Source organism: Pseudarthrobacter sp. AG30 (genome assembly GCF_003116525.1).
Lineage (GTDB): Bacteria > Actinomycetota > Actinomycetes > Actinomycetales > Micrococcaceae > Arthrobacter.
This window is the reverse complement of record NZ_QEHL01000003.1, coordinates 186,409-199,172: the sequence shown is the minus strand read 5'-3', so window position 1 is coordinate 199,172 and position 12,764 is coordinate 186,409. Positions and strand designations below refer to the sequence as shown.

At 65.8% G+C, this 12,764-nt stretch carries 12 protein-coding genes; 3 read left to right on the top strand and 9 right to left on the bottom strand.

All coding sequences use genetic code 11. The features are described 5' to 3' along the window. Positions 1-36: 36 nt before the first annotated feature. Positions 37-810: a type IV toxin-antitoxin system AbiEi family antitoxin gene (locus tag DC347_RS04145; RefSeq protein ID WP_231369858.1), complete on the top strand. Its 774-nt coding sequence runs from the start codon at positions 37-39 to the stop codon at positions 808-810. On the opposite strand, the gene DC347_RS04140 is transcribed toward DC347_RS04145, so the two are convergent. From DC347_RS04140 to pdxT, 9 genes are all read right to left on the bottom strand, one after another. After that, positions 691-3,081 (bottom strand): bifunctional (p)ppGpp synthetase/guanosine-3',5'-bis(diphosphate) 3'-pyrophosphohydrolase, encoded by a 2,391-nt coding sequence (locus tag DC347_RS04140; protein ID WP_109044694.1) that lies wholly within the window; start codon positions 3,079-3,081, stop codon positions 691-693. The genes DC347_RS04145 and DC347_RS04140 overlap by 120 nt on opposite strands. A gap of 147 nt (positions 3,082-3,228) precedes the next feature. After that, positions 3,229-4,245 (bottom strand): protein translocase subunit SecF, encoded by a 1,017-nt coding sequence (gene secF / locus DC347_RS04135; RefSeq protein ID WP_109044535.1) that lies wholly within the window; start codon positions 4,243-4,245, stop codon positions 3,229-3,231. Next, positions 4,245-6,002 carry a protein translocase subunit SecD gene (secD, locus tag DC347_RS04130; protein WP_109044534.1) on the bottom strand — a complete coding sequence of 586 codons (1,758 nt, stop codon included), beginning with the start codon at positions 6,000-6,002 and terminating at the stop codon, positions 4,245-4,247. The genes secF and secD overlap by 1 nt, the downstream gene beginning before the upstream one ends. A 100-nt stretch (positions 6,003-6,102) precedes the next feature. Beyond that, positions 6,103-6,498: a preprotein translocase subunit YajC gene (gene yajC / locus DC347_RS04125; protein WP_109044533.1), complete on the bottom strand. Its 396-nt coding sequence runs from the start codon at positions 6,496-6,498 to the stop codon at positions 6,103-6,105. A gap of 209 nt (positions 6,499-6,707) precedes the next feature. Further along, positions 6,708-7,793 carry a Holliday junction branch migration DNA helicase RuvB gene (gene ruvB / locus DC347_RS04120; RefSeq protein WP_018761451.1) on the bottom strand — a complete coding sequence of 362 codons (1,086 nt, stop codon included), beginning with the start codon at positions 7,791-7,793 and terminating at the stop codon, positions 6,708-6,710. Beyond that, entirely contained in the window at positions 7,786-8,430 is a 645-nt protein-coding gene (ruvA, locus tag DC347_RS04115) for a Holliday junction branch migration protein RuvA (RefSeq protein ID WP_109044532.1), read from the bottom strand. The genes ruvB and ruvA overlap by 8 nt, the downstream gene beginning before the upstream one ends. 89 nt (positions 8,431-8,519) lie before the next feature. Next, the gene (ruvC, locus tag DC347_RS04110) at positions 8,520-9,098 is read right to left on the bottom strand and encodes a crossover junction endodeoxyribonuclease RuvC (protein WP_018761453.1); all 579 of its coding nucleotides are present in this window, start codon (positions 9,096-9,098) and stop codon (positions 8,520-8,522) included. A gap of 35 nt (positions 9,099-9,133) precedes the next feature. After that, the gene (locus DC347_RS04105) at positions 9,134-9,889 is read right to left on the bottom strand and encodes a YebC/PmpR family DNA-binding transcriptional regulator (RefSeq protein WP_018761454.1); all 756 of its coding nucleotides are present in this window, start codon (positions 9,887-9,889) and stop codon (positions 9,134-9,136) included. Positions 9,890-9,892: 3 nt separating this feature from the next. Continuing rightward, positions 9,893-10,603, bottom strand: coding sequence for a pyridoxal 5'-phosphate synthase glutaminase subunit PdxT (gene pdxT / locus DC347_RS04100; RefSeq protein ID WP_109044531.1), 711 nt, complete (start codon positions 10,601-10,603; stop codon positions 9,893-9,895). A 90-nt stretch (positions 10,604-10,693) separates the two neighbouring features. Between pdxT and DC347_RS04095 the strand changes: the two genes are divergently transcribed. Then, positions 10,694-11,986, top strand: a complete 1,293-nt coding sequence (locus tag DC347_RS04095; protein ID WP_206073879.1) for a Mur ligase family protein — start codon at positions 10,694-10,696, stop codon at positions 11,984-11,986. Beyond that, positions 11,983-12,738: a type 1 glutamine amidotransferase gene (locus DC347_RS04090; protein WP_109044529.1), complete on the top strand. Its 756-nt coding sequence runs from the start codon at positions 11,983-11,985 to the stop codon at positions 12,736-12,738. The genes DC347_RS04095 and DC347_RS04090 overlap by 4 nt, the downstream gene beginning before the upstream one ends. Positions 12,739-12,764: the final 26 nt, after the last annotated feature.

The window sequence follows — 12,764 nt, the reverse complement described above, 5'->3', positions numbered from 1 at the left end:
TGTGCTCGTTAACGGCCATCCGGGCAGGATAGGGACATGGCCACAGCACCAGTTCCTCCGGCTCCCGGGCAACCCAGCACTTCCGTTGCGGGCACTCCCGGTGCAGGCAGCCAACTCCAGGGCACAGACGCCGCCTCAGCGCCCCGTTTTCCGGAGCTCTACGCCCCCGGGGCTCCCTTTGCTGCGCCCGAACTGCAGTCACTCGCCGCCGACGGTCTGCTGGCCCGGTTCCACCAACACGGCTACACCCTGCCCGGGATGCCCGCCTCGCCGAAGCTCCGGGCCCGGGCGGCCGCCGCAGTGGTCCCCGCGGCGGTACGGCAACGTGTGGTGGCCGGCCGGATGACCGCTGCCTGGATCTTCGGTTGTGCCGCGGAACCTGACCGGCTTGCACTGCTGGTGGATACGAAACGGAGGGTATCGAGCCTGCGGAACACGCGCGGCTGCACCCTTCACGAAGTGAAGCTTGGTCCGCTCGATGTCATCAGCCTGGGCGGGCTGATGGTCTCCACCCCGCTGCGGACGGCGCTGGATATTGCCCTCCACGTGGAAGCGGAACGAGCCCTGCCTGCCCTCACGGCCTTACTGGCCAGGCCGCAGCAGGACGTGGGACTCCGGCTGCTTGTCCGTGCCATCGAAGCCACACCCCGGGTTCCCCACAAGCGGGCAGCGCTGGAAAAACTGGCGCTGCTAGCTCCGGCGCTTGTTCCCGGTGGTGCGGTAGACATCGAACACGCCGTCGATCCGTCGGACCGCGCTCAACACGTGGCTGAGGTACTTGGGGTCGCCCATTTCAAAAGCGAACTTTGAGATGGCCACCCGGTCGGTGGACGTGTGGACACTGGCCGCCAGGATGTTCACGTGGTTCTCCGACAAGACGCGGGTGACATCGGAGAGCAGCGATTTGCGGTCGAGCGCCTCTACCTGGATTTCCACCAGGAACACGCTTGACTGGGTGGGCGCCCAGTCAACGTCCACGATCCGGTCGGGCTGGTCCTTGAGGTCCGAGATGTTGGTGCAGTCGGTGCGGTGCACGGAAACGCCCGAACCCCTGGTCACGAACCCGAGGATGGGATCCGGCGGCACGGGGGTACAGCACCGGGCCAGCTTCACCCAGACGTCGCCCACGCCGCGGACCACCACGCCGGAATCGGAGAAGCGGGCCTTGGTGACCTGGGTGGGGATGCTGACCTCTTCGACGTCATCATCGGCGCTTTCGTTGCCGCCCAGGCTCTCGATGAGCTTCTCCATGACGGACTGGGCCGACGTGTGGCCGTCACCCACGCCAGCGTAGAGGCCGGAGATGTCGGTGTACTTGAACTCCTCGGCCACGGCGGCCAGGGCCTCGTGTGTCATCAGCCGCTGCAGCGGAAGGTTCTGCTTCCGCATGGCGCGGGTCAGCAGTTCCTTGCCGCGGTCGATCGCCTCTTCGCGGCGTTCCTTGCTGAACCATTGCCGGATCTTGTTGCGGGCCCGCGCGCTTTTAACGAAGTGCTGCCAGTCCTGGCTGGGGCCGGCGCCCTCGGCTTTCGAGGTGAAGATCTCCACCCAGTCGCCGTGGTTCAGTTCGCTGTTGAGCGGAACCAGCTTCCCGTTGACCCGGGCGCCGATGGTTCGGTGCCCCACCTCGGTGTGCACGGCGTAGGCGAAGTCAACGGGTGTCGATCCCGCCGGCAACGCCATGACCTCGCCCTTGGGGGTGAAGACGAACACTTCGCGGGCGTTGATTTCAAAGCGGAGCGAGTCCAGGAACTCTCCCGGATCGGACGTTTCCTGCTGCCAGTCCACCAGGGAGCGCAGCCAGCCCATGTCGCCGTCGCGCGGGCTCCCGGGGCCGACGGCGGTGCGGTTCGGCTGGTCTTTGTATTTCCAGTGTGCGGCCACGCCGTATTCGGCCCGGCGGTGCATTTCGTGCGTGCGGATCTGGATTTCCACCGGCTTGCCGCCGGGGCCGATCACGGTGGTGTGCAGGGACTGGTACATGTTGAATTTGGGCATCGCGATGTAATCCTTGAACCTGCCAGGCAGCGGGTTCCAGCGCGAATGCATGGTGCCCAGGGCTGCATAACAGTCCCGGACGGAGTCCACCAGGACACGGACACCCATGAGGTCATTGATGTCGTCAAAGTCCTTGTCGCGGACAATCATCTTTTGGTAGATCGAGTAATAGTGCTTGGGCCGGCCGGTGATGGTGGCCTTGATGCGGGCGGCACGCAGGTCCTCGGTGATCTGGTCGCGGATGACGCCCAGGCTCTTTTCCCGCTCGGGGGTCCGGTCCCCCACCATCCGGACAATCTCTTCGTACACCTTGGGATAGAGCGCCGCGAAGGACAGGTCCTCCAGCTCCCATTTGATGGTGTTCATGCCCAGGCGGTGCGCGAGCGGAGCGAAAATCTCCAGGGTCTCCCGCGCCTTGCGGGCTGACGACTCAGCGGACACGAACCGCCAGGTGCGCGCATTGTGCAGCCGGTCCGCCAGCTTGATCATCAGCACCCGGATGTCCTTGGCCATGGCGACGACCATCTTGCGGACCGTCTCGGACTGGGCGGCTTCGCCGAAACTGACCTTGTCCAGTTTGGTCACGCCGTCCACCAGCATGGCCACTTCGGGCCCGAAGTCCCGCTTCAGGTCCGCCAGGGTGTAGGGGGTGTCCTCCACGGTGTCATGCAGCAGGGCCGCTGCCAAGGTGGTGCCGCTGAGCCCTAGTTCTGCCAGGATGGTGGCGACGGCCACTGGGTGGGTGATGTAGGGGTCGCCACTCTTGCGTTTTTGCCCGCGGTGGCTTCGCTCGGCGACGTCGAACGCGCGCTGGATGAGGTCGAAGTCCTCTTTGGGATTGTTGGCCCGGACCGTCCGCAGCAGTGGTTCGAGGATGGGCGAGTATGTGGCCGTCCCCCGTCCGGTCAGGCGGGCAAGCCGGGACCTGGTGCGCTCACGGCGGCCGGGAAACGTCGCGCGCGAGCCTGAATTGTCCACGGGAACCAACGATCCGGGGCGCGCCGAAGATGCCATACCGGCCTGTACACCGGCAGGATTCTTATCATCCTCTGCCGTAGGCGCCGACGCCGATCGTTCTTCCAATGAAGCACCCCTCACCACCATTTAATTACCCCAGTCTATTCCCCAAGGCAGTGACTTTTATAACCGGCCCCGCATATGCGAAGACCGGGCAACGCAGAGGATGCGTTGCCCGGTCTTTCGGGAGTAACGGGTGCCGTCGGCGGCGGATCAGGCCTGGGCCGGCGAGGCCGGAACTGGCCGTTCCGCCGCACCCGCCCGCCGTTGTTCCACGCGCCGCGCCTGCTTGACGAGGTCCGGTTCGCCCTGGCGGAGCCACGCGTACATCGGAGCGGCCACGAAGATGGTCGCGGCGGTGCCGATGAGGATGCCGACGAACAAGGCCAGCGACAGGTCGCGCAGGGTTCCCGCACCCAGGAGCCCGGCCCCGATGAAGAGGATGGCTCCGACGGGGAGGATGGCCACCATCATGGTGTTGATGGAACGGACCAGGGTTTGGTTGACGGCAAGATTGACCTCCTCGCCGAAGGTCCGGCGGGTGGAGGCATCAATGCCGGAGGTGTTTTCCCGGATCTTGTCGAAGACCACCACGGTGTCATACAGCGAGTAGCTGAGAACCGTGAGGAAGCCGATGATGGCCGACGGCGTGACCTCAAAGTCGCTGAGGGCGTAGACCCCGGCGGTGATGAACATCGTCACCGCCATGCCGGCAAGAGCCGACAGCGACATCTTCCAGGTGCGGAAGTAGAGGGCCATCAGCAACGCCGCGAGGAGCACGAAGACCGCCAGGCCGATCAACGCCTGCTTGGTCACGTCAGCACCCCAGGTGGGACCGACGAACGTGGATGTCACTTCGTTGTCGGTGACTCCGTAGGCCGTGGTCAGGCCTTGCTTGATCTTAAGGGTTTCGTCATCGGTCAGCTTGTCGGTCTGGATCCGCATGGTGTTGCCCGCGACGTTCGCCACGCGGGGGACACTGCCGGCCACCACATCGGTGACGGCGCGCTCACCCACGGTGGCGTCGGTCGTCTTAACATTGGAGACCGTGAATTCAGAGCCGCCCCGGAATTCGATGCCGAGGTTGAAGCCGCCCTTGGCCACCGGGATGAGGATGGACAGGGCCACTGCCACGGCAGCGATGAGGAACCAGATCTTCTTGGCGCCCACAAAGTCGTAGGAGCGCTTTCCGGTGTAGAGCTCGTTACCAAAACTGGCGAAGCCTGACATTACTTGTTCTCCTTCGCGGAGGTTTTCGACGAGCCGGCGAGCTGTTCCTGCTTCTCTGCCAGGCGCCGTTCGGCGATGGTCATGCGTCGTTCGGCCTCGGCTGCGGCACCGGCATTCTTGCCGCGCACCGCCATGGGCCGGTCCTCCGGGGTCCGGATGCGACCGGCACCGCGGTACAGGGGCACCGCTCCGAGCCGCTCCGGATCCAGGCCGGAGAACTTATGGCCCTCACCGAAGAACTTGGTGCGCGCCAGGAGCTGCAGCGTGGGGTGCGTGAACATGAACACCACGATGAGGTCGGCGATGGCTGTCAGGCCAAGGGTGAAAGCGAACCCCCGCACGTTGCCCACAGCGACGAAATACAGGACCAGCGCAGCGAGGAGGTTGACCGCCTTGGAGGCCAGGACGGTGCGCTTGGCGCGCTTCCAGCCGTTTTCGACGGCGGACACCAGGCCGCGGCCCTCACGCAGTTCGTCACGGATGCGTTCAAAGTAAACAATGAACGAGTCCGCCGTCTGGCCGATGGCGACGATAATGCCCGCGACGCCCGCCAAGGACAGCCGGTAGTTCTCGGTCCAGCCGAGGATCGCGATGGCCAGGTAGGTCAGGGCTCCGGCCACCACCAGGGATGCGATGGTGACAAATCCGAGCGCCCGGTACTGGAACAGCGAGTAGACCACCACAAGGAGGAGGCCGATCAAGCCGGCCAAAAGGCCCATACGCAGCTGTTCACCACCGAGGGTGGCCGAAATCTGCTGCTCGCTTTGGATGTCGAAGCTGATGGGCAGAGCCCCAAAGCGCAGCTGGTCGGACAACGCCTTGGCGGTTTGCTCGGTGAAGCCGCCCGTGATCTGCGGGCGTCCGTCAGTGATGACGGCCAGCGAGCGGGGAGCGGAGATGACCTGATCGTCAAGCACAATGGCGAACTGGGACTTGGGATCGGTGCCAGACTCGCCCCCAGCGGCGACGTAGAACTGGTTCAGGCGCTCGGTGACGTCCTTGAACTTGGCCGTGCCTTCGGCGTCGAACTGGATGTTCACGGCCCAGTCATTGGTGACCGCGCCCTGCGCGCCCTGCTGCAGCTGGAAGGACGAGGTGACGATGTTCGTTCCCTTGACCTCCACCGGCCCCAGGATGTACTTGATGGCAGGGGTCTTGGCGGTGGCGGGTTCGCAGGTTACCAATGGCTTGGTGGGATCGGACCGCTGCGATTTCTCGGCTGCGGCGCTGTTGCAGTCCAGCGCTTCGAACTGCTTGTAGATTTCCGGCGTGATCCAGTTGGTGTCGCTGCTGTTGGCCGGCGCAGCGGTCGGCTTGGGCAGCTGGTCGTCCGGGGTCTGTGATTCCGGCGGCACTGCTGCTCCGTCACCGTTGAGGATGACGGGGCGGAAGTTCATGTCGGCGGATGCCTGGATCAGGTTCCGGGTTTCAGCCGACGGCGTGCCGGGAAGGCTGACCACCACGTTGCGGCCGGACTGGGTGCTGATTTCCGCTTCGGAGACGCCGGAGCCGTCCACGCGCTGGCGGATGATCGCCACGGCCTGGTTGAGTTGCTGTTCGTTAATGTCCGAACCACCCTCAACCTTCGGCGCCAGGATCATCTGGGTGCCGCCTTCGAGGTCCAGGGCCAGTTTGGGTGCCCAGCTGGCTTGTCCGGCGATGGTGCCGCCCGCCAGGACGGCGGTCAGTGCTGCCAGGAGTACGCCAAGCCAGACCAGGACGCGCAGCCCTGGTTTCTTGCGGCCAGTTCGTGCCATTGTCGATCTTTCTCTTATTCGCGGAAGAACCGCCGGCGCGGGCTGCAGCCTGCGCCGGCGGCAATCCGCAGCGGTAGAGGGAGGAAAGGAGCCAGCGGGCCTAGCTGTCCTTCTTGCCCTCGTCGTTGAGGCGCTTCAGGGTTTCCTCGGGAGTCTCGGTGCCCGTCACTGGGCTGCCCGTCTCCGGGGTGGTGAGCGAGGAAGCATCGTCGGGGACGGCAGGCGAGGCGGCGGCCAGCTCAGCTGCAGGCTCGACCACCTTGGTCACTGCCTGGCGGTGCACGGTGGCAAGGTTTCCGGGGGACAGTTCAAGGGTGACCTTGTTCTCTGCTTCGTCGATGTCCACGATCCGGCCGAAAAGGCCGAAGCTGGTCATGACCTCCACTCCCGGGGCAAACTTCGACTGGAGCTCTGCCTGCTGCTGCTGCGTCTTCTTGTTGCGGCGGAACATCATGAAAATGAAGACGCCGAGCATGACGAACAGGAGAATTGACATTGGATCCAAGGGGAATTCCGTTCTTTTGCGGGGGTGTTGCAGGTTTTCCAGCGACGTCGGCCTCGCTTCAGCCGGGGCGGGATGTAGACGCAGGCAAAGCCTGACGGTTCCTTCCCCAAGCGACGGAGGCGTCAGGGCCACCGGCGAAACAAAGCGCCGAACGTGCCGGGCGTCATACCAGTCTAAAGGGAAAAGCTGAAGGGAGCCTGCTATTGGCCTTCCGGGGCCCATTCGCCGGCGCCGGCGGCTTCTTCCCCGGAATCGAAAAGGTCCAGCTGTTCCTGCGCGAAGACTCCCGACGGGATGGCGTAGCCCAGGTGCGTCCAGGCGGGCGCCATGGCGATCCGGCCGCGGGGGGTCCGCCCCAGCAGGCCCTCGCGGACCAGGAAGGGTTCCGCCACCGTCTCCACGGTTTCGGTTTCTTCACCGACGGCGATGGCGAGCGTGGACAGGCCTACGGGGCCGCCGCCGAACTTGGTGATCAGGGCCTCAAGGACGGCCCGGTCCAGCCGGTCAAGGCCCTTCTTGTCCACTTCGTACATGTCCAGGGCGGCTGAAGCTGCCCGTGAGTCGATCTGCTCGATGCCGTGCACCAGCGCCCAGTCCCGGACCCGGCGCAGGAGCCGGTTGGCAATGCGGGGGGTGCCACGGGAACGGCCTGCGATTTCGGCGAAACCCGCGGAGTTCACTTTCAGGTCCAGCAGGCCGGCGGAGCGCCGCAGGACCAGCTCAAGTTCGGGAACGGAGTAGAACTCGAGGTGGCCGGTAAAGCCGAACCGGTCCCGGAGCGGGCCCGGGAGCAGCCCGGCCCGGGTGGTGGCGCCCACCAGGGTGAACGGCGGGAGCTCCAACGGAATGGCGGTTGCGCCGGCTCCCTTCCCCACCACGATGTCCACGCGGAAGTCTTCCATGGCCATGTACAGCATTTCTTCTGCGGGCCGGGACATGCGGTGAATTTCGTCCAGGAACAGCACCTCGCCCTCCGACAGGGAGGACAGGATCGCAGCGAGGTCGCCGGCATGCTGGATGGCGGGGCCGCTGCTGAGCCGCAAGGGTGCGTTCATCTCCGCGGCAACGATCATGGCCAGCGTGGTCTTGCCGAGGCCGGGAGGCCCGGAAAACAGCACGTGGTCCGCCGTCCGCCCGCGCATCCGGGAGGCCTGCAACACCAGGGACAGCTGCTTGCGGACGCGGTGCTGCCCGACGAAGTCGTCGAGGTTCTTAGGCCGCAGCGCCGCCTCGATGGCCCGTTCTTCCGGCTCCTCCCCCGCCGCAACCAGGGAAGGTTCAGCCACGGCTGCCTACGCGGTTGCCTGCCCGGGCGCCGTCCTGGCCCAGCCAGCGGAGCGTGGTGCGCAGGATCTCCGGAACGTTGCCCCGGAAGGAGACCTCCGGTTCGTCGGCCAAGGCTTTGTCGATGCTGCCCGACGCGTCTTTTTCGGACCAGCCAAGGCTGGTCATTGCCGCGATTACCTGCGGCTTCCAGGCGGCCTCGGCGGGTGTGGCGGCACCGGCCGAGGGAGCGGTCCCGTGCGGAACAAGCTTGCCGGCCAGCTCCAGCACGATCCGGCCCGCCACCTTGGGACCGATCCCCGGAACCTTGGTGAACGTCTTGCTGTCCCCCGTGTGCGCGGCGACGCGGATAGCCTCCGGCTCATGGACCGCCAGCACGGCAAGGGCAAGCCTGGGTCCGACGCCGCTGACACTGAGCAGGACGTCGAAAACCTCGCGTTCGTCGTCGGAGGCGAAGCCGAAAAGCGTCAGTGAATCCTCCCGTACGATCAGTGACGTGAAGAGCTGCCCCTGTTCACCCACCTGCAGCCGGCTGAGGGTCTGCGGCGTCGCGTTCACGCTCATGCCTGCGCCATTGAGGTCGATGACGGCCGTGGACAGGCCGACGTGCGCTACGGTTCCGCGGAGGAAACTGATCAAGGCCGGGCTCCCGTTGTATCGCCGGCCTCGCAGTGAGCACCCGGCTATCCGAACATATCTACGAATACCCTAGCAAGCGGCAGGGACATTCAGCGTGCGCGGCGCGCCTTGGCCTCAGCTTCGGCCCACGCCCGCTGGGCCGGCGTCAAGGACGAACTGCCCGGCCCGGTGGTCGCCACGGCCGCACCGCTCCCGGCCCGCCACGCGTGGGTGATGGCCAGAGCCAGCGCGTCGGCGGCATCAGCCGGCCGCGGCGGCGCCTCGAGGCGGAGGATCTTGGTGACCAGCTTGGTCACGGCGTCCTTGTTGGACGAACCGCTCCCGGTGACCGCCGCCTTCACTTCCGACGGCGTATGGAGGGCCACCGGGATGCCGCGGCGGGCGGCCGCCGCGATGACGACGCCGGACGCCTGCGCCACGCCCATGACGGTGCTGACGTTCAGCTGCGAAAAGACGCGTTCGACAGCGAGGACCTCGGGTTCGTACCGGTCCAGCCACTCGTCGATGGCGGTGGCGATCACCAGCAGCCGCCGGTCCAGCGATTCCTCGGGCGAGGTGCCCACCACACCGACGGCCACCATGGTGGCCCTGCGGTTCCGCTCGACGTCCACCACGCCGATCCCGCAACGGGTCAGGCCGGGGTCGACGCCCAGGACGCGGAGCGTCAACGCCGGTGCCGGGTCTTAGTTGGCAAGGCGGGACGTCACTCTGATTCCAGGGCAGCCTGGACTTCGTCGCTGAGGTCGGCGTTGCTGTAGACGTTCTGGACGTCGTCGAGGTCTTCGAGGGCGTCTGCCAGCTTCAGGAACTTCCGGGCGCCGTCGACGTCGAGTTCCACCTGCATCGACGGGACGAACTCCACCTCGTCGGTGTCGTATTCGATGCCGGCTTCCGTCAGCGCCTCGCGGATGGCCTGCAGGTCACCCGGTTCCGAGTGGATCTCGAAGGTCTCGCCGTTGTCCTTCACTTCCTCGGCGCCTGCGTCCAGCACGGCCATCAGGACGTCGTCCTCGCTCAGGCCGTTCTTGGGCAGGTTAACCACGCCCTTGCGCGTGAAAAGGTAGCTGACCGACCCGGGATCGGCAATGGTGCCGCCGTTGCGGGAGATGGCCAGGCGGACCTCGGAGGCCGCGCGGTTCTTGTTGTCCGTGAGGCACTCGATCAGCAGCGCCGAGCCCTGGGGGCCACGGGCCTCGTACATGATCTCGGTGTAGTCCACCACTTCGCCGGTGAGGCCGGCGCCGCGCTTGATGGCGCGATCGATGTTGTCGTTGGGGACCGAGGTCTTCTTGGCCTTGGTTACCGCCAGTTCCAGGCCCGGGTTGCCCGCGAGGTCCGGGCCGCCCATCCGGGCGGCTACTTCGATGTTCTTGATCAGCTTGGCGAACGACTTTGCGCGGCGGCTGTCAATGATCGCCTTTTTGTGCTTGGTCGTCGCCCATTTGGAGTGGCCTGACATGCTTTACGCTTCTCCTCTGATCATGCGGATAAAAAGTTCGTGTACGCGTTTTTCGCCAGTCACTTCCGGGTGGAAGGAGGTGGCCAGCAGCTGGCCGGAACGCACTGCCACAATTCTAGCCGCCCCGGGCAGCGGGACGGCGTGGGAGGCGTGCTCCGGGTCCGCCGGCTCAACCTGGGCGAGGACTTCCACTCCCGGGCCCACCCGCTCCACCCACGGGCCACGGATGAAGACGGCGTGCACAGGGGCCACCCCGGATTCGGTGGCGCTGAAGTCCAGCCCCTTGAAGTCCAGGTCGGTTTCGAAGGACTCCCGCTGGCGCCCGAACGCGTTGCGGCGGACGGTGATGTCCAGTCCTCCGAATGTCTGCTGCGGGGCGCCGGAGAGATCGGTTGCGGGATCCGCGATGTCCGAGGCGAGCAGGATCATCCCGGCGCACGAGCCGTAGACGGGGAGCCCTTCGGCGATGTACTTCCGGAGCGGATCGGCGAGCTCGAAGGCCCGGGCGAGCTTGTCGATGGTGGTCGATTCTCCGCCGGGGATGATGAGGCCGTCCAGGCCGTCCAGCTCCCGGGGGCGCCGCACCGGCACGCCGCGGGCGCCGGTGGCCTCGGCCGCGTGGAGATGCTCGCGGAAATCGCCTTGCAGGGCCAGGACACCGATCCGCAGGCCTGCTCCCGCGCGCGCAGGAGCCGCTGAAGGGGGATTTGTCATCCCTCCAGCATACGGCCAGGCCCGCGGCCCGCGGTCCGGCAGCACCTTTCCGGCAGCGGTTGCATGCCGTTGCTGGGATATATTCAAAACATGGTCTTCTTCAGTGTTCCGCTCGGCAAGCTGGTCCGCCGGGTATCCCGGCTTCGGGGCGGCGGCTCGGCCCTGCCGGGCCTGGTGGTCGAGAAAATCGATCCCGGGTTCATGCGGCGGACGCTCAGCACCCTCCCCCACGGCGTGGCCGTCGTCAGCGGCACCAACGGCAAGACCACCACCACGAAAATGGTGGTTGAACTGCTCGAAAGCCAGGGTCTGAAGGTTTTCACCAACCGCACCGGCAGCAACTTCACCCGCGGCGTGGCGGCGGCGCTCCTGGGCGAAGTGGACTGGCGTGGCCGGCTGGACGCCGACGTCGCGGTCCTGGAACTCGACGAAGCCCACGCGGTGCACTTCGTGAACAGCGTCCCGCCCCGCTACTGCCTGCTGCTGAATGTGCTGCGCGACCAGCTGGACCGCTTTGGCGAGATCGACAAGACCGCCCAGCTGCTCCAGCACATCGCCGCCAAGACCACCGGAACCGTTGTCCTGAACCGTGAGGACCCGCGGGTGGCACGCATCGCGGACACCCTCACCGGCCAGGAGGTCAAGTACTTCGGCCTGGACGAATCGTTGCTGGGAACCTTTCCCAACGACGACGACATGCGCGCAGCCCCCGGCAGCCCTGCTCCGGCGGCCCTGCCCGCAAAGCCGCCGGCCGACGTCGTACTGCTGAAGGTGGGCGCGGACAGCGCCGAGTTTGCGTACGACGGCGGAACGGTCACCACGGCGATGAAGCTGCGGGGCGTATACAACATCTTCAACGCCGCGGCGGCATTGACGCTGGCCCGCAGCATTTGCGGCGGCGGCGCCGCCATCGCCAACCACGCCACGTTGTTGGAGGCGCTCTCCCGGGTGGCGCCCGCGTTTGGACGCGGCGAAAGCCTGACCGTCGATGGACTGCCACTCGACCTTGTCCTGGTGAAGAACCCGAGCGGATTCCGGCTGGGGCTCAAGTCCTTCCCGGCCGGCGGGTATGCCACCATGATCGCGATCAATGACAACTACGCCGACGGCCGGGACATGTCCTGGCTGTGGGATGTGGAATTCGATTCGCTCCGGGCCGAAGGTGTTGACCAGCTGACCGGTTCCAGGGCCTATGACATGGCCCTCCGGCTGCAGTACGACGACGTCCGTATCGGCGCTGTCCAGCCCGAGATCGCCCCCGCACTGGCGGCTTTCATCAGGGAAGGACGCGGGAAGCCCAAGCGGATCTTCTGCACATACACCGCCATGCTGGCCATCCGCCGTGAGCTGGCCAAAATCACCACCGTGGAGGTTGTCTCGTGAACCCAGCCGAAGCCTCGACCGCTGCCGCTCCGTCCAAGGGCACGCTCCGCGTGGTGCAGCTCTACCCGCGGGACATGAACATTTACGGCGACTGGGGCAACGCCCTGGTCCTGCAACGCAGGATCGCCTGGCACGGCTACACGCCCGATGTCCTTGAATACAACGTGGGCGATCCTTTTCCCGACAATGTGGACATCATCGTCGGTGGTGGCGGCCAGGACAGCGGGCAGCTGGTGATCCAGGACGATCTGCAGGCCCGGGCCGGCGAATTGCGGGAACTGGCCGAAGAAGGGGCGCCCATGCTGGTCATTTGCGGCCTCTACCAGCTTTTTGGCCGCTTCTTCAAGACCCGCACCGGTGCAGTGATTCCGGGTATCGGCATCCTTGACGTCGAAACCCACGGCACGGACGAGCGCCTGATCGGTAATGTCAAGGTGTCAACCAGCGAGTTCGGCGAAGTCCTTGGCTACGAAAACCACAGCGGGCAAACCACCCTGGGCAGCGGGGTCAGGCCCCTGGGCACGGTTCCCAAGGGCACAGGAAACAACAGCACTGACGGCCACGAAGGTGCCCGGTACCGCAATATTGTGGCCAGCTACCTGCACGGTTCCCTGCTGCCGAAGAACCCGGCCATTGCAGACTTCCTGATCCGGACCGCGGCAGAACGAAAGTTCGGCAGCTTCTCCCCCGGAACACCGGACGATGCCTACGCTGTCCTGGCGCGGGAGCACGCAGCCCGCAGGCCCCGCTAAAGTCACTGCCGCACGCATGCGCCGCC

Coding starts and splice junctions, on each gene's coding strand:
- DC347_RS04145 (WP_231369858.1), top strand. CDS start 37: ATGGCCACAGCACCAGTTCCTCCGGCTCCCGGGCAACCCAGCACTTCC.
- secF (WP_109044535.1), bottom strand. CDS start 4,245: ATGTCAGGCTTCGCCAGTTTTGGTAACGAGCTCTACACCGGAAAGCGC.
- secD (WP_109044534.1), bottom strand. CDS start 6,002: ATGGCACGAACTGGCCGCAAGAAACCAGGGCTGCGCGTCCTGGTCTGG.
- yajC (WP_109044533.1), bottom strand. CDS start 6,498: ATGTCAATTCTCCTGTTCGTCATGCTCGGCGTCTTCATTTTCATGATG.
- DC347_RS04105 (WP_018761454.1), bottom strand. CDS start 9,889: ATGTCAGGCCACTCCAAATGGGCGACGACCAAGCACAAAAAGGCGATC.
- pdxT (WP_109044531.1), bottom strand. CDS start 10,603: ATGACAAATCCCCCTTCAGCGGCTCCTGCGCGCGCGGGAGCAGGCCTG.
- DC347_RS04095 (WP_206073879.1), top strand. CDS start 10,694: ATGGTCTTCTTCAGTGTTCCGCTCGGCAAGCTGGTCCGCCGGGTATCC.